The following is a 17,338-nucleotide window of genomic DNA, read 5'->3' as shown; positions in this document are numbered from 1 at the left end:
ATTCCGATTACTTGTTCTCCACTGCTAATATGATGAATAAAGCCAAACTGTAATGAGTGGGGGGATTCTTTATTCCCCACTCATTATTAGTTGAAACATTCGGGCTTTTACGGACAGTTCCTATCTTCCTTGCGCTTCTCTAAATCTTGAGGTAGGAATTTTATTGCCCGTTAATACGCGATAAATTAAATTCCTATTCAATCACATCTTTATAAATGTAGCATTTCAGCCTTTACAACTTGAATATATTCCTGCAACTTGCAAAACGCTTCCGTCAATTTCCCTTTTTCTTCTTTATGAAGAAAGCGTGCCGTGTTTCGTTCTTCCTCTATGACAAGTAGTTGCGCGGCTGCATAAGAAAGACCATACTTTTCGCATTTTCGTTTTATATCTTGAAAAAAAGAAGAAGGTACCGTCCCTGCTCCTGAGACAAGCATCTCATCTAGAGCTTGTTCCAATTCATCGATTATGCGCACTAACTCTATCATAAAATGTTTCCCCTTCATTAAGTGTAATATTTATAATTTCTCCTACTTCTGTATATAAAATAACAGGTGTAACTACGAGCTTTGTTCCTTCCTGATAAGGATGAACTAGCATTCTCTTTACATGTAATGAGTCCAAATATATTTTTACAAGTCGAATCGTCCGCTCATTGTCTGGTTGTTTCATCATTTGCATTTGTAATACTTTCCCCTTTTTATCAATAAGAGGTATAATCCATTTTCTCTCTTGCTTCTGAAACTCCCATTCTTCCATCTCAGCAAATTCGATACAAAAGACTCCTTGTTTACTTGCCTCTAACCTGTTCGCTTTTACTTTTTTTAGTAGTTCTTCCCATGAGGTTATAAAGAGCGATTGCCACTCTCTTACATTTGTTTTTCCGTCTACTTCCCCTACTGTCTGTGAGCTAGATGACAATTGGAAATCGGCGTTGAGCTTTGCATGTTTCAACCCAAGAGATGAACGAGACAGTTCGTATCCCTTCCCTGCAATCCCCCATGGAACTTGCTTTTCATGGAGGTCTTCAGAAGTTGTGTTGCTCCCTTCATAAAACATGGGACGTGACTGTGTGTATGTGATCCACTTTTCCTGTTCTCGATTATAGAAATAATATGTCACACCAACATAACCGGACTTCGTTTTCCAGCCGAATGCGCCAAAGGCATGCAAAGTTAGCGGTGGAACTTCATAATATTCCGAACGATACGGACTCTCTTGCAGACGGTGATTTTCTAACAACACAATGTATTCATAAATCGCGGACAGCGTTTGCCGATAGGATGCCATTTGAAAAGATGCATGTTTCATTCGGTATAGCCTAATATCAGTCCCTAGCTTACGAAATAAATTTTCTAACCTTGCCAGTTTCAAAGAACGCGCTTTTACAGAAAGTTGTTCTATTTCATAAATTGTTTTTTCTGTAAGACGTGTTAATCCAAAGTGAACAATTTGCTCAATCATCTCTTTGAAAATAGATAGCTTATCCGACTCAATAATAAGAAATTGCACCTGTTTCGTTTCATGTGAAATTCCTCTCTCTTTTTGATACCAATATATTGCTTCCGCCTTATGCCGGCATATTCCCTCTGCTTTACATGTACAAATCGCATCAGCTATCGATTCAGCTGTCAGAAAGCGAACCGTTATATCCTCTTCTGGAAAGGAGGCAATTAAAGCCCCCTCCTCTTCCAAAACAAACTTTTGCTGAAATGTTTCGCGGAACATCATTTCAGCCCACATTTTTTCGGAGACAATATTGCTAACGTTCACATTCAAAAGGGCAGAGAAATCAACTTTTATGTTTTCTTCACCTTCGTACATCTTCTTTGCTTCTAATAAAGCCATAATGACATGCTTACAAATCGAGCGCGCTTCACAAGTGCAGGAGTAACTGCGTATATCTCCCGTAAACGTTACAGTAGTTTCATCATCAAGATGCACTTGCGCTGCATCCTCTTCTAAATCTATTTTGATATTTGTTGCAGCAGCCAAATCCTTCATTGCTCTCTTATATGTTCCTTTGTTGGACATGGCGATTAAATATGTTTCATCAATAGCGGAAAGAACATTTAAGAAATGATTGTTGCAATCCATTGCGCCAACCTCCCTGGTGTTAATGCTGCTACATGAGCACCGAGCGCTGTCATTTTTTTTGCTGCCTGTTTATCATAAAAAGGCTGTGCAGTCGGATCAAGAGAAGTAAGTACAATCAGCTTTGCTCCCGATTCTACAATCTTCATCGCTTCTCGGTACATTTCATTGTAACTACCGCCTTCATATAAATCCGTTACAAGTACGACAATTGTTTTATGAGGTATCTCGATTTTATTCGTTGCGTAACGCAGCGCCTGAGCAATATATGTTCCTCCACCAAGCTGTACACTCATAAGCGTTTCCACCGGATCATCAATACGATCCGTTAAATCAACAACAGCTGTATCAAAGATGAACAAATCTGTCTTAATCGTCGGTAAGCTTGCGAAAATACCCGCCATAACTGCGCTATGGATAACAGAATCAATCATACTTCCACTCTCGTCTACTGCGAGGATTACACGCCATGTGCTAACATGTTTAGTGGCAGCGTAAAAGTACGGTTTTTCAATATGAATGGCGTTTGTTTCCTTGTCAAAATACTTTAAGTTCTTTCGAATCGTTTTCTTAAAATCAAAGTTACGCATCGTGCGCACGCGGCTAGAACGATTTCGATCCGGTCTACCGCTTAATGCGTGCGTCACTTCTTGTTCTAAATTACGACGCAACTCCTCAGTGACTTTCGCTACAATACGTTTAGCTGTGTCCAATACATCCGGTTTTACATAATCTTTAAATTGTAAAATGCATTTTAATAAATTCATATTCGGTTCCATTTTTTCAAGCGTTTGCTTATCCTGTAATAGAGCTGTTAATTCATATTTCTCTAACGCATGATTTTCCATAATTTCAATGGTTTCTTTCGGAAATAACTCCCGCACTTTCGAAATCCAAGTCGGCACTGTTAGCTGAGAGGGATCTAAGGATCCACCGCGCTCTTCTCCGCGTTCTCTCTCGTACAAAAAGTCCAGCATCTCGTCCATTTCTCTGTATACATGTTCTTCTTCCTGAAATGTAATTTGATCATCCGCATGTTTCCCAAGAACAAGACGCCAGCGATTTAAAGAAATGTTATTCTCCATCTTCTAGCCCCCGTCTCATTAAAATCCCCTTCGCTTTCCGATCTAACTGCATTACATACATCAGCATCTCTTCGGAAATTGGTTCTTCTTTTATCGCTTCTTCTGTAGCGCCATATAACTTGGAAATCTGTCTAGCAATCGTATCCACTTCAAGCGGTGTGAATTGACTGAATAAGAGGCGTAAATGTGGCAACACTTGTAGAAATATCTCTTCATCAAGTTCTTCTAGAACATGAGACATTCCGCTAAGCAACGATTCGTTATATAAAAAGATATCTTTGGCGCCAGCAAACAAACCCTTCAAAAATATCGGAGCTTGCTTTTGCATATCACCGCTTCCATAAAAATACCCTTCTGCCACTTGCATTACCTCATCGATTTCCCGCTTTCCTAAAGAAGTTAACAGCCCAAATACTGCTCCCTCTACTTGGCTTTCTCTTTTTTCCTTTTGCAAATAAAGCTCCAATGCGTCAATAAATTGCTGATCTGTAGGCTTCATTGTATACAAATCGATAAGCTTTTCTGCAATAATTGCTGGTTCGCCCCCATCTAAAACAGAAAATAACGAAAGTGCTTTATTCCTAGCGTAATCCGCCTGCTGATTTGCTTTTTCTATTTGTGATAAATAATAAGCACAATTTGCCATAGAAGCAAAATCTCCATCCTTTTGCACAGCTTCATCTATAAATTGGGTGTACATGGAAAAGTCAGAAAACAAACCACTTAAATAGGCTTCTAGCAATAAAAGGGACACCTCTCCAGCCCGTCCCTCTGCCTTGTGCATCTTTGCTCTTAGCATTTCCTGCGCCGCTTCTTTCACCGTTCCGCCATACACAGATATATCAATCAGAGCACTTTCTACTTGTGCTGAAAAACGATATTTCCAAGTTTCACGCATAAGATTAATATTCTGTTTTCTAGCTAAGTTAGGACCGCGTAGCTTCTCACAAAATGGAACTCCTAAAAAAGCGAGGCAATGAAAAAATTGACTTAAGCGCAAGTGCCTTTCTTTCTTGTATATGTCAAGAATCGTCTCCTGCGGTACAGTTGAACGGGCCGGTAGACGAAACGACCGAATAGAAGCACGAAAATCATGCACGAGCGGCGGCACATCTGCTTCTTTTGACAATTCCCCACGCTTTGTCCCTTGCAAACTCTTCTGAAGCAATGCTAAAGGCTTATTGGCCGAGAATATCTCACCTTTCACAAATGTACTGCGCACTGCGTCCATTAATTCATACAATCCGGGTTGCATCTTTCCACGAAGCAGTGCAAGTTCACGTATCATTCGTGCAGCCTCAATCTCATCTGCCATTGATATTCCTTCTACCTTTAGCTGTCTAGCAATTCGTATCATAAATTGCTCAGCTACCGATTCATCGCTGTTCTCCCAAATATGTTGGTAAAAAGCAGGTGCAGGCATTCCGCTCTCATAGCCACGCATCTGATCACTTTCCAAAAAGGAATACGGCATAAGATAGTTTTTAGCATACAATTTAGGAAACGGGCTTTTCGGCAATTTTTTCTTTTTCCCTTCCAATTCAAGAAGCCCTTTCACATGAAAGCCTCCAGTAATAACGAGCACCTTGTCATACACTTTACGCGCTTTTTCAATTTCTCTTGCCATATGTATCTCCCTGGCTTCACAACCGTCTTCTGTCAACATCCCCTGCGTATAGTCCGCGCGTGTATAATAACAATAATGAAATAACTGACGGACAAACTCCTCGCTCGTCATATGAAAGCCTTGCAACTCAAAGTATTTCTCCCAAAACTCATGGAAATTTCGGCACCCGGTTTTTTCCGAAAGCATACGGACATATTGGCTATGCCAGAAATATTGCTCATCATGTTTCCCATTCTCTTCCTTATTTTTCGTTAAAAACAAATATTCTTTATAAGGAAGATCAATAAATGAAACAGGAATGTTCTGTGCAGCGCCTTTTCGTAGCGCGACAAGTTCTGGCGAATAATCGAGAAAGGGATAGTACGCACGGTACTTTCCACTTTCTCCTCTTTCAAGCACATTCGTTTTATCATCATAACTGCAATATATACAAATCGGAGCTTTACTATCTGCACTCACAATATGCGGAATAAGTGGGTTACAGTCTATCGGGCCTTCTATAAGAATTGCATCTGGTTTATAGCATTTAACAATCTTTTGTATATGAAAAGAGCACGCGGGACTATGATGGCGAATTGGCACGTATACGACGTTCCGATCTAAATTGTAAGCTCTTTGAAACAATGCATTTACTTCAGCTGATTGCGAGCTTCGAAAAACGACTTCCATACCTCTCCTCCTATTTGACCTCGCGCCTTAACGATGCTTGTAAAATAACTGCGTAACTTTTCTAAATCATCCTTGTTTTCTTTCGCAATCGTCCCTGACAAATATCGAACAAGCGCATCCATTTTCACTTCTCCACTTCCATAATAGTACGCATCCATTGCACTTTGATAATATACAGATACCGCTTCTGCAGTACTCATAACAGAAGATGGCTGATCAATTCGTTTTCCTTCAGCAGTTACCCCTTCCCGAAGTTCATGAAAAACAGTCGCTAACAGCTGAACAACCGTTTGATCCACTTTTGGTTCGATGCCTGATGCCCTTAATAACCGCGTTACTTGTGACTCTATTATTTTTACTTCAAGCTTTACATCTTGAATTGGATGTACCGTTTCAAAATTAAAACGACGTTTCAATGCACTACTCATCTCATTCACACCCCGATCGCGTGTGTTAGCCGTCGCAATAATATTGAAGCCAGGCTTTGCTGTAAGAATTCCTTGTTCTCCAAATTCCGGAATATTGAGCACCTTATCGCTCAGAACACTGATCAATGAATCTTGCACTTCCTGTGGGCAACGCGTTAACTCTTCAAATCTAGTTAATATCCCTTTTTCCATCCCAACGAAGAGAGGCCCTGGCACAAGCGCCTCCCTTACAGGTCCTTTCGCAAGAAGAAGTGCATAGTTCCACGAATACTTAATTGTATCTTCCATCGTAGCAGCGGTTCCTTGCACAGTGTTACGGCTATTTCTGCATATTGCGGCAGTAAGTAGCTCACTCAGCATCGTCTTTGCAGTCCCAGGCTCTCCAATTAACATAAGTCCACGATTCCCTGCTAATGTAACAATCGCTCGTTCCACAAGCGCATCATTCCCATAAAACTTACGGCTAATTTCCACTTCTTCTCCTTCCAAAAGAAGCGGTTCTTCTTGTCCGATAATAAACGTACGAACAGCACGCGGTGACAATCGCCAATTAGGTGGTTTTGGAAACGAATCATTCGCTTCTAACGTATTCAATTCTATTTCATACAATTCTTCCATTAATGGTTTAATAGACTGCATATGTCATTTCCTTTCTTATCGCTTACTGCGCCAGTTTTCATCATGGCCAAGATTCGATTCTGTCGTCCGTTTTATATCATATAAAATTTCGCTAAAAAATCGTTTAGGTACTTGATTTGGCACAATGCGTCTTGCATCATCAACTTCGTCATAGGAGTATGAACCGCGGCTCACTGTGCCTGCTTTATAAAATTGAAGTTCAAATAAGCATACATCGTCCTCTTCTTCATATCCAACAGGTGCACCTTCAAATGCAAGCTCCGCCCCTAACCCTGTGCGAGCGTCTTCTTTATAGAAAGAATAATACACACCAGCATCTTCAACTGATCCGCGATTCCAACCGTACTTCGTTAACTTACCAAACAGCGACCGACCATTGATTTGAATGCCCCCAAACCTTTCCACAGTTACTTTCTCATCTTCCGCCGTCAGAAATACTTCGCGAACAATCTGCGGGAATGGTTGGATAACCTCATAATCTTCTAGTTGTTCCTTCCATAATTCTCTTTCCTCTTTGGACAATTCTAGCGGATGGATCAGACCGATAACAGTGTCTGGCGTAAGTTCATGCTCTTCTTCGTCAACCGTATTGAATGTGCCGTCTTCCATATAACGAAACGTCGCAAGCAACTTTCCTTCCTTATACTCGCCCCAAATAAGTGAGATAGCAAATTGCTGCATAATTGGATTTTCCACAAACAAAGACTTCCATGTATGTTGCGACCAATAACGATTAAGAGAAAGTGCCATTTCAAGACGTTGCGTTTGCATACTAATGATACTTCGAAGCTGTTTCTTTATAGATGATAACTCCACCTTAGCCTCTTCTGCTTTTTCCACATGATCTTTTGCATTTGGTTTCGGAAGCGACTTTATTCGTTTTCCTTCTTCTGTTTTTAACTCGATTTTCAGGTTGGGCGTTAAATAGGCAGTAAACATCCTACTTCCGTAATCAATTGTTTTTTCACCGCGTTTATTAAAACCAAGGTCCGGAACAAGCTGATCCTCTAGTTCTTCTTCTGTTATACCACGTGTTTTAGCAGCGAGACTCAACGCTTCTTTCGCAGCATTACGCACCTGTTTATGTTTATATTTGAACGCTATAGTATTAATCGTCATAAGTGCAAGATGTGACGAAGACAACGCCAACGCCTGAACAGCTGCTGCAGCGATAGCTCCGCGCATGCCAACAGCCCACTCATCAATCTGCTTTTTGAGCAGCAGCGCCATTTCATCATCACTATGAATGCTATACATCGAAAGAATACCGCGCTTTTTCGCCTCCGCTCCTTGAGAAATCCACAGCTGATAGATCGCTTGTATATTTTCTTTCAAATCTTGTTCATTTAAAGCTGCACCTATCACTTCCACCGCTTCCTTTTTCTCAATTACAGCCTCCGATACATACTGCTGAAAATAAGCAAGCGGAAGCGTTGCATCTGCAATTACATCGGAATCACGAAGACGAATTTGCGGTTCAAATCCGAGCCACTGCACGAGTGCGTTTCTTTTTTGTGGTGTTAAAATACGTGTACAAAAAGCTTCGATACTTCCTGATACTCCTTCTAGGTCTTCATCGCCAAGCAGCGGAGCAAACTTCTCCATCAAGGAAGCATTTTTCTTTTCTTGCAAAGCTTCTTGCACAAGTTGTGTATATTTTTCAGACTTAAAATATAAAAGTGTTTGCATTACATTTTCGCGTACGACTTTCTTTCTACTATTCAATTCCTTCGCTACATCCTCTGCAGCTTCCACATCTTTTGTAAGAAACTCGACTGCGGCAGCACGTACTTTTTTAGAGGAATCTCCAAGACTTTGAATAAGAATAGAACGCGTTTTAACTGTATCATTCTTTGCCAACTCATCCAAAATGAAAATTCGTTCATCTGCAGAATACTCAGTAAATGTCTCTGTCACATATGCCTGTTCTTTTACAAATAAACGAACGAGTGCTTCTTTCGCCTTATTTTCCTCCTCACTGTGCCGAGCAGCTTGTTTAACTGAATAATAAACAAGTTTCTCCTTCGATAAACCGTAGGATAGAAGATCTTCCAACATTTGTTCCAACGAACCTTCCTTATGAGAACACCGGTGCAGAAGTTCATATAATTTATAATTATAGTCATTTCCAAATTGAAGTTTGAGCGCTGCTTCCCTCTTTACTGCTTCCTCTATATCCCAAAGGAGTGCAATTGCTAAAACAGACATTCCCCGGTAATGATTTTGCTGCTTCGAACTCTCGAGCACTTGCTTCATATCTTCAAATGATAATTCCCCAACTAAATAGTCACGATATGTATCACGTATGTCAGATGATTCCGACTCAAGGGCAATCGCTAAAAATTCTTCACGTACTCTGTTTCGATTGAATTCGTATCCTTTTTCCGCCAAAAGCATCGCCACGAAAAGATAATGAATTTGACTTAAATATTGCAGCGTACGCTGAACAAATTCTGGCTGCTCTTCCACCATCCGAAGCAATAATTGATATTCATATACTTTGTCGGAGTTAACGACACCTAAATGACGTCGTGTAAGACGATATGCGAAAAATCTTTCCTCTGAAACACTGAATTGTTCGCACAAGTTTCGAATAGTTTCATAAGCTTGTTTATCAAAATCCCTTGTTCTTACATGATTTCCAAACTGATCAAGAACACGACACACATGATTCGTTGCATAATCCATAAAGTTTTTAACAGAACGTTTCGCTAACAAGTCAATATATCGTCTTGCCACATTTGAATGCTGATAAACACGAAATACTAGCTGCCAGGTCACATCAGGTAAAGATGAGCCAACAGAAACTTCACTAACAGATTCACCTTGAACGTATCTTTTCGCCAATTCTATCTTTTCTTGTGCCCCGTCCAGCTTCAATATAAACTCCGCATGCTCTTGCAGTTCTTCCTCCAATAAAGAACTGTACGTAAGAAATCTCTCATAATCTGCATCTAGCATATGCAGAAGCAAAACCATCTTTGGTCGACCTGTTATAACTTGTAACTGCTCTTCTATGTACTTTGGATTCTCCCTTATTAATTCTCTAAGAAAAACATCTGCTTCATTTACAGAACGGGAAAGATTCGTTAAATACTTACACGCCAATTCTACAAGAATATCAAATGAAAGACCGCTTTTTTCAAAATAAACTTTTATATCAGGAAAACTCATATATGAAAAGCGCACGAGAAGAACGTTCAACAGTTGATCTTCAAGCAAGTAATAAAATAACCGAAAAAACCCTGCGTCTTGCTTATACGCTTTCCTAAAATCACTCATAAACTGCCAAGCAAAATCACTACGCTTATTGTCACGAATCGTCGTTTGTTCTATATGTTTTAAAACTTCTTCATCTCTCGTCTGCAAGTAACGTAACGCTAATTCTTCTTGTTCCCCTGTTATATTAAGATGTTGAAACAACTGATATGTACTGACTGCCATCTTCTCTGCCTCCCTAGTTCTTTTATAAATTCATCGTTATATCATTTATATATGATAATAGCCATTCTCTCGTATGTCTGAAATTTCAGATACAGAAAATACGGAATATATTTACATTATTAGTATATCATATCAACCTAAATAAGAACGTACGTTTCTTTTAAAAACTTCATATTTATTTAAAACAATCATTGAAAATTTGGTTTAGACATAAACAAAGTAAGTACTGAATGTTTTTATGATATGTATTAGACTTAGGATTTTGGCAAAAAATTCGAGCACTGGATTCAAACGTAATTTAATGAATAAAAAAGACGCCAATTATAGCGTCTTGAACTGTACCCCGGGGATATGCAAAGCTATCTTAAATAGATTTTCTGGTTATAATACAGGCTCATAAAGGAGCTGTTTTATCCCACTTTTGTTTTTATTTGTAATTCCATGTTATTTCTACTACTTCTTCGGGAGTCAATTCTTCATCATTCCAAAAAATCAAATCACTTGGAGCAGGGTGAGGTACACCAGAGTTATTAAATTGATGAACATAGTTACTGTGTTCATCCTCAGGTAAATCAAGATCATAAATTTTTTTTACAAGCTCAAGCAGTTCTGTTTTCGTCAATTTACATATCAAATTTTTCATCCTTTCATTTAATTTATAACCCTTTGTTCCCGAAATAGTATGCGGGATCTAAAACATTTTGATGCATTTTAGGAGATACAATCATTAGATTATAGACATCTCCACCTTTATCAATAGACTGTTTATGATGCAATATATATTTATTATGGTTACCATAATGTTCCGTTCTTGGTGAGTAAGGAGCCTTACCTTTTTACATAAGTTTTATATCCATAGGACTAAATTCTCCAGCATAACTTGAATCAGCAAGTGTTTTCCAAAATTCCTCTCTAAAATCATCAAATGATTTAAATTCTTTTCCGACTAATTTGTCTCTAACTTCTTGCAGAATAATACCAATATCACCATCATTATACATTAACTTCTATGATGTATAACATTCTAATGAATTAAGCTAGTTCTCCTGTTTCGGGGGTTTGGGTAAAAAATACCCTCCTTGAACATAGGCGTTTTTTTATTCATGCAGAAATATTACCGCAAAGCTACATTGATAAAACACATGACAAACTTATATATAATTACAAGCTCAGCTCTCACAAAAAACGCAATAAAAAATAAACAGTGGAACTAGTCCACTGTTTACTTCGCCACGCCCTCATGCAATTTTTCTGTATAATCTTTTACGTCTTTCCAGCTATCTTTTGCTGTATTTAAATCTTCTTTTATGAAGGTGAATTCTTCAGGACTGATTCCTTTTACGTTTTGTAGTAAATTATTGTATTTTGCCCCTACCGTATACCATTGATTTGATATATTTTGCAGTGCTGTAATTGCTGCATCAATTGTTTCTGTCATGTTTGTTGTTTTATTTTTCACATCAGTCAAAATTGCAACTTCTGCTTGTGCGCCAGAAATTCTATCTTTTAAATTGGCTATTTCTCTTTCTGCATTTGCGATATCTTTTTTCGCAATGGCAATCATCGGTCCGCCAGCAAGACATGTTATTAACGCTACGCAAAGTACACCACCAGCAATGACCATATCATTACTCTTTTTTATTGAATCGTTATATGTATTTATTTGTTGCTCTAGAGCTGGAATGCCAGCATTCGTACTTGCCAATATCGCTGTTAATTGATTTGTATCTTCTTTAAAACTATTTGTGTCTTTCGCCATTCTATCGCGAAAAGCTTTCAAATTACTTAGTAATACATCTACCTCATTTTGATTCTTTACAATATCTGCATACAACTTTTCTAAATCCGCTTTTAATTTTCCGCTATCCTTTTGATCAATCGCTATTAGCATGCTATTATAATACGCTTGAAAAGTATTATTGTAATTAATAATATTTTGATCTGTTTTCATAATTTGAGGCTTCATATAATTTAACCAATACGTTGCATTAGTTTTTGCATCTCTTTGGTGCTGAATCATATTTCCTTTAAACTCACTATTAATGGAACTTATTTTACTTAAATCAGTTTCTTGCTGATTTTGAATTAATTTTGCATATGAATCCATTGCGAATATGCTCGATGTCGTTTGGGCCATAACATCTTGGAATCCAGCTGGCCCTAGAGAATAATTTTTCGCATTTTCTTGCAATGCTTTTACGTTTTGTTCTGCAGCAAAAGGATGTAAAGGAAATGCGTTACTCGTTGCCACTCCAACAATCATTAACGTTAAAAGACATTTTTTATAAAATCGTTTCTGCATACTTTTCACCTATTTTCTTTATAAGGGTATGAAAAGCTCCTGCTCACAACTGAACAGGAGCTTCAAATCACTCATCAATACTTAACGCTCTAACGATTCGTATCCGATTATGCTTTTTTCGTATCTACTACTTTAATATCTTCAGCATAAATCTTTTCTGCATAGTCTTTAATGTTTTTCCAGCTATCTTTCGCAATGTTTAAATCTTCTTTAATGAACACAAGGTCGTTTGGACTAATTGAATCTACATTTTGAAGTAAAGAATTGTATTTTGATCCCATTGTGTACCATTGGTTTGAAATGTTTTGCAACGCTGTAATTGCAGTATCAATTGTATTTGTTAAATACTCCGTTTGTGTTTTAATGTTCGTTAACCCAGCTACTTCTAATTGAGCAGTTGTAACTTGTCCTGTTATTTTTTGAATTTCAGCTTGTGCATTATCAAGTTCTTTCTTCGCTAATACGATTCCAGCTGTACCACCGCCTACAGCTGCGGCACCACCTGCAATTAATGCGACTCCTAGCGGCGTTCCTGCACCTGTAGCAATAACTACTGCACCTCCGATAATTGCAATTGGTCCTAGTGCTGTTGCAACAGATGAACCGATAATAATTGCATTATATTTACTAATTGCTTCATTGTACGTTGTAATTTGATTTTGCAGAAGCGGAATCCCAGCATCTTGACTTGCTAATATAGATGTAATTTGATTTGCATCACCTTTGAAGTTTTGCGTATCGGACGTCATTTTGTTTCGGAATTTTTTTAAGTCTTCTACTAACTGATCTACTTGCGCTTTATTTTCATTAATACTACTTGATAATCTAGTTAACCCTTTCGTAAGAGTCGCTTTATCCTTCGAATCCACCGCAGCAACTAACGTATCATAATAGTTTTGGAATTTCGTATTGTAGTTAATGATATTTTGATTCGTTGAAATAAGCTGCGGCTTTAATACATCTAACCATTGTTTCGCATTTCCTCTAGCTGTATCCTGGTGCTGAATCACTTTCCCTTTTAGAGCCGCATCAACAGAGGATACATTACCAAAATTAACATTCCCTTGTTTAATAATTGTTAAAGCGTACAGATCCATTACTAAAGCATTTGAACCTGTTCTTTCCATTGCATCTTTTAGGCCTTCTGGTCCTAATGAGTATTCTTCATAGTCATTATAAGCTTTTGCTACCGCATGAATTGGAGCTTGTTTCACTATACTTTCAGCTGCATACGTATGAGCTGGCATGATATTTCCTGCTGCAAATACTGCCATAAGTGCTGATAGAGCCATTACTTTATAAGGTTTTTTTGTCATTTTTCTTCTCTCCCTATATCGTTACTTATTTTTAATGTACTTCAACGTTTGTAACATAATCTTCAAATTGATTCGTTTGTTTATTCATTTCATCACTTACTTTTTTAATTTGATTGAAATGTTTTTGAAGTAAACTACTGTCTGTATACGTGCCTTCTTCAACATTCTTTTGAATTTGGATCATATTACTGTTTAAAACTTTCCAATCCGTTATTAGCGTTTCTAAAGTTGAAATTTGGCGATTAATTAGTTCTGTAAAGCTACTTACTTGATCTTCAACAAACGTAATTTGAGTCGCCTCTGCTTCAGTTTGTGATAACTTTTGAATAAGTGGTAATAGCTCTTTTTGCTTTTGCTGAATACGAAGAGCCGCTTCTCTCGTTTGACTATCTGCAGCATTTACAATTTCATTACTTAAAGTACCGATAGAAACGAAATCAATTGTTTTCGTTTGCGCAGTTTGATTTGTAATTGTAAATACTTGTTTACCGATATTAATAGAACCTTTAATAATTTCTTGAGGTCTATTCAAAATAGTCGTTAATTCCGCTTGGATTTCTCCTTGAATTCTTTTAATATCTTCTCTTAATTTCACAATATCTCCACTTGATCCTTGCAGTGTTTTTATTGCTTCATCAGCTTTAAGTGATAAGTTGCTACTATCTTTGTCTAATACCGTTTTAAATCGATTTAACTCTAATAAATCTTGCTCCATACTCTCTTGGATGCTTTGTACTTGCAATTGTAATTTTCCATATGCATTTGTAAAATCTGCTTTTGCCTGTTCATCTTCATTGACGTTTCCTGCTAGTTCATAGAGCTTACTATAATAACTATTAAATCTAGTACTATATCTCATCATCTCTTGATTTAAGTCGATTAGCTTCGGATTATATTCATCAATCCACTCTCTTACATTTGCCTTTGCAAACTTTTGATGATTCGTCAAACTACTCATCGCATTCACCTTAATGTCTGGCTGCTGTAAAATCACTAGTCCATATGCTTGTATAAGCGGTGACTGTGATCCTAACATTCTAATTGAATTGGATAATGTATTTGGAGCAATTACATTTTGTGCATATACTGTTTTCACTTCTGTTTGCCCTTCCTTAGCGTAAGCGCTTACAGGAATAAAACAACTCGTAGATACTGCTGTAACCAATAACCCTGTAATTAAAGTCTTTTTCACTTTAACTCCTCCTATGTATTAGCAACTATTACTATCGCATTTTATCATTCTATTTTCTTGCATATAGTTTGAGATGGTTAAAATAGAGAACGTTCTCACCGCGATCCATGTACGAACCACCTCTCCCAACCTTTATTGCTACAGTACTTACTTATTGTTATAAAACATTTCATATATGATTAGTATGAATAATATTGTATAAAATTTCTATTTTATAACCATTCTCACATTCACACAGTGAATATATTACATAAAAATATTATTCATTTTAAACTAAATAACGTACGTAAATATGAAATTCCGTTTTGTTTTCATGTAAGTTTTGTACTGTAAGGTCATTTAAACACAGCTATTTATATAACGTAAAGAAGTATTTTCATTCCCTTTATTTCCAAGCTTTCCTGTCCTTATTTCAAAATATAATCCACTTCACTTTCCCAATTGAAATATCCATATATCACAACAAAAGTCTCTACTTATTCATAGATGCAAAAATTATATTGATATATCTTTTAGACCCATATGCAATTATGCATAGTGTATACACAAAAAGGATAGCTTCACTTTCGTAAAGCTATCCTTAAAAAATCTTCTTACTTTTTCAAATGATATGGAACTGTCGTAATAACAACATTTCTTTTATAGAGTAAATACGCACGAATGAGTAAACTAGACTGATTATGAAGAATGTTATGCCAACCTTTTTTCGGAATGAACTGTGGTATAACGACAGTAACTCGGTAATTTGACTCACTCGCTTTATATTGTACTGTATCAATAAACTTTGTTAGCGGCTGAATAATACTTCTATAATGAGAATGTAAGGTAACAAGCCTTACTTCAGGTTGCCACTTCTTCCATTTCTCTTCAAATTTCTTTTCCTCTTCTCTGTCAAAAGCAACATATACAGCAATAACTTGATCTGCCGAAAGAGCCTTCGCATAGTTCAATGAATTTTCTACTACATGCGTCATACCAGCTACAGGAACAACAATTACATTTCCCTCAATTGGAACAAGTGGCTCACAAGTTTTTAAACTTAATTGATCACCCACTGCATCGTAATGCTTCTTAATTCTATGGAACAAGAAGATGATGGCAGGTAAGAAAATAAGGATTGACCAAACTTGTGCGAACTTAGTTAAAAAGAACATACTCATTACAATAAAACTAATGACTGCACCAACTAAATTGACCGTTAATCTCAAAGCCCATCCTTCAGGTTTGTCACGAAGCCATTTTAATACCATCCCCGTTTGAGAGAGTGTAAACGGAATAAATACACCTACTGCATATAACGGAATTAAATGTTCTGTTTGCCCTTGGAAAGCTACAATTAAAATAATCGAAGCAATTCCAAGTATAATAATACCGTTTGAGTAACCTAGGCGGTCTCCTCTAATCGTAAACATTCTCGGTATGAATTTGTCTTTTGCAAGGTTAACTGCTAATAGCGGGAATGCAGAATACCCTGTGTTAGCAGCAAGAATTAATATTAAAGCAGTTGTACCCTGTATAAAATAGTACATGAAATTACGTCCAAAAGTTTGTTCAGCAATTTGTGAAACAACTGTTACTTCCTTACTTGGATTAATTCCGTAATAATAAGCTAAGAAAACAATTCCTGAAAATAAAACTGCAAGTAATGCCCCCATTGCGAGCAATGTTTTCGCTGCATTGTTAGGTGCAGGATCCTTAAAGTTTGGAATTGCGTTAGATATTGCCTCAACACCCGTTAAAGCAGAGCTTCCTGAAGCAAATGCTCGTAACAGTAAAAATAAACTAATTCCTGCAACTGGTGTTCCAATCGGTGAATGTAATGTCGGTGAAACTTGACCAGTTATAATATTATAAATACCTACACCAATTAATATAAAGAGTGCTAAAACGAATAAATAAACAGGATATGCTAAAACGGAAGCTGATTCCGTTACCCCTCTTAAATTTAAAATAGTAATCAATATAACAAATATAATCGCAATGATTACATTATGTGCATGTAAACTAGGGAAAGCTGATGTAAGCGCATCTGTACCTGCTGATACACTTACTGCAACAGTTAAAATATAATCAACTAATAAAGATCCTCCAGCTATTAGCCCTGGATTCATCCCTAAATTTTCTTTTGATACTACGTATGCGCCACCGCCGTGCGGATAAGCAAAAATAATTTGTCGATAAGATAAAATAAGGGCTGTCAATAATACTAATACCCCAACAGCGATAGGAATAGAATACCAATAAGCTACTGCTCCTAGGCCTGCTAGTGCGATTAATATTTGCTCTGGTCCGTATGCAACCGATGACAATGCGTCAGAAGATAAAATAGCTAACGCCTTCGTTTTATTAAGCTTTTGCTCTCCTAACTCAGTTGATTTTAACGGCCTTCCAATTAAAAACCTTTTGATTGATGAAACCACTGCTGTCCACTCTCCAATAATTTTGTACGAACTTTTCTGCTAGTTACAGCGGGTAAACGATTTCTTCAGAAAACAAAAAATGTCTACAAGCCATAACGAAATAGACTTGTAGACATTATTTT

At 37.3% G+C, this 17,338-nt stretch carries 11 protein-coding genes and 1 pseudogene; all 12 read right to left on the bottom strand.

From position 1 onward, the window contains the following. Positions 1 to 209: 209 nt before the first annotated feature. A complete protein-coding gene (locus tag ACLBWW_RS15325; protein WP_447614117.1) occupies positions 210 to 488 on the bottom strand; it encodes a hypothetical protein in 279 nt (92 codons plus the stop codon). Further along, a complete protein-coding gene (locus ACLBWW_RS15320; protein WP_447614116.1) occupies positions 460 to 2,097 on the bottom strand; it encodes an SWIM zinc finger family protein in 1,638 nt (545 codons plus the stop codon). Before ACLBWW_RS15320 ends, ACLBWW_RS15325 begins: the two co-directional genes overlap by 29 nt. Beyond that, the gene (locus ACLBWW_RS15315; protein WP_064473344.1) at positions 2,073 to 3,179 is read right to left on the bottom strand and encodes a VWA domain-containing protein; all 1,107 of its coding nucleotides are present in this window, start codon (positions 3,177 to 3,179) and stop codon (positions 2,073 to 2,075) included. The genes ACLBWW_RS15320 and ACLBWW_RS15315 overlap by 25 nt, the downstream gene beginning before the upstream one ends. Beyond that, entirely contained in the window at positions 3,169 to 5,475 is a 2,307-nt protein-coding gene (locus tag ACLBWW_RS15310) for a DUF5682 family protein (protein WP_098577493.1), read from the bottom strand. Before ACLBWW_RS15310 ends, ACLBWW_RS15315 begins: the two co-directional genes overlap by 11 nt. Then, positions 5,436 to 6,542, bottom strand: coding sequence for an ATP-binding protein (locus ACLBWW_RS15305; RefSeq protein WP_098631069.1), 1,107 nt, complete (start codon positions 6,540 to 6,542; stop codon positions 5,436 to 5,438). Before ACLBWW_RS15305 ends, ACLBWW_RS15310 begins: the two co-directional genes overlap by 40 nt. Positions 6,543 to 6,557: 15 nt before the next feature. Beyond that, on the bottom strand, positions 6,558 to 9,986 hold the full coding sequence (locus tag ACLBWW_RS15300; protein WP_098068182.1) for a DUF4132 domain-containing protein: 3,429 nt from the start codon (positions 9,984 to 9,986) through the stop codon (positions 6,558 to 6,560). A 427-nt stretch (positions 9,987 to 10,413) separates the two neighbouring features. Beyond that, positions 10,414 to 10,620 carry a bacteriocin immunity protein gene (locus ACLBWW_RS15295; protein ID WP_016088376.1) on the bottom strand — a complete coding sequence of 69 codons (207 nt, stop codon included), beginning with the start codon at positions 10,618 to 10,620 and terminating at the stop codon, positions 10,414 to 10,416. 22 nt (positions 10,621 to 10,642) lie between these two features. Then, positions 10,643 to 10,993 (bottom strand): annotated as a pseudogene (locus ACLBWW_RS15290) (WXG100 family type VII secretion target); the annotation flags it as partial. 215 nt (positions 10,994 to 11,208) lie between these two features. Next, entirely contained in the window at positions 11,209 to 12,288 is a 1,080-nt protein-coding gene (gene nheC, locus ACLBWW_RS15285) for a non-hemolytic enterotoxin NHE subunit C (RefSeq protein ID WP_447614115.1), read from the bottom strand. A 107-nt stretch (positions 12,289 to 12,395) separates the two neighbouring features. Next, positions 12,396 to 13,604: a non-hemolytic enterotoxin NHE subunit B gene (gene nheB / locus ACLBWW_RS15280; protein WP_048543257.1), complete on the bottom strand. Its 1,209-nt coding sequence runs from the start codon at positions 13,602 to 13,604 to the stop codon at positions 12,396 to 12,398. A 31-nt stretch (positions 13,605 to 13,635) separates the two neighbouring features. Continuing rightward, complete coding sequence (gene nheA / locus ACLBWW_RS15275) at positions 13,636 to 14,796, bottom strand: non-hemolytic enterotoxin NHE subunit A (protein ID WP_048543258.1); 1,161 nt, start codon at positions 14,794 to 14,796, stop codon at positions 13,636 to 13,638. Positions 14,797 to 15,389: 593 nt separating this feature from the next. Further along, on the bottom strand, positions 15,390 to 17,216 hold the full coding sequence (locus ACLBWW_RS15270) for an APC family permease (protein ID WP_048543259.1): 1,827 nt from the start codon (positions 17,214 to 17,216) through the stop codon (positions 15,390 to 15,392). Between the last annotated feature and the right edge of the window lie 122 nt (positions 17,217 to 17,338).

This window comes from Bacillus sp. M5A3_1b (assembly GCF_053345335.1).
This window is presented reverse-complemented; position numbering and strand designations above follow the sequence as displayed.

Bases quoted from the DNA above. Each gene is read 5' to 3' on its own strand.
- ACLBWW_RS15310 (WP_098577493.1), bottom strand. From the start codon at position 5,475: ATGGAAGTCGTTTTTCGAAGCTCGCAATCAGCTGAAGTAAATGCATTG.
- nheB (WP_048543257.1), bottom strand. From the start codon at position 13,604: ATGACAAAAAAACCTTATAAAGTAATGGCTCTATCAGCACTTATGGCA.
- ACLBWW_RS15315 (WP_064473344.1), bottom strand. From the start codon at position 3,179: ATGGAGAATAACATTTCTTTAAATCGCTGGCGTCTTGTTCTTGGGAAA.
- ACLBWW_RS15325 (WP_447614117.1), bottom strand. From the start codon at position 488: ATGATAGAGTTAGTGCGCATAATCGATGAATTGGAACAAGCTCTAGAT.
- ACLBWW_RS15300 (WP_098068182.1), bottom strand. From the start codon at position 9,986: ATGGCAGTCAGTACATATCAGTTGTTTCAACATCTTAATATAACAGGG.
- ACLBWW_RS15320 (WP_447614116.1), bottom strand. From the start codon at position 2,097: ATGGATTGCAACAATCATTTCTTAAATGTTCTTTCCGCTATTGATGAA.
- ACLBWW_RS15305 (WP_098631069.1), bottom strand. From the start codon at position 6,542: ATGCAGTCTATTAAACCATTAATGGAAGAATTGTATGAAATAGAATTG.
- nheC (WP_447614115.1), bottom strand. From the start codon at position 12,288: ATGCAGAAACGATTTTATAAAAAATGTCTTTTAACGTTAATGATTGTT.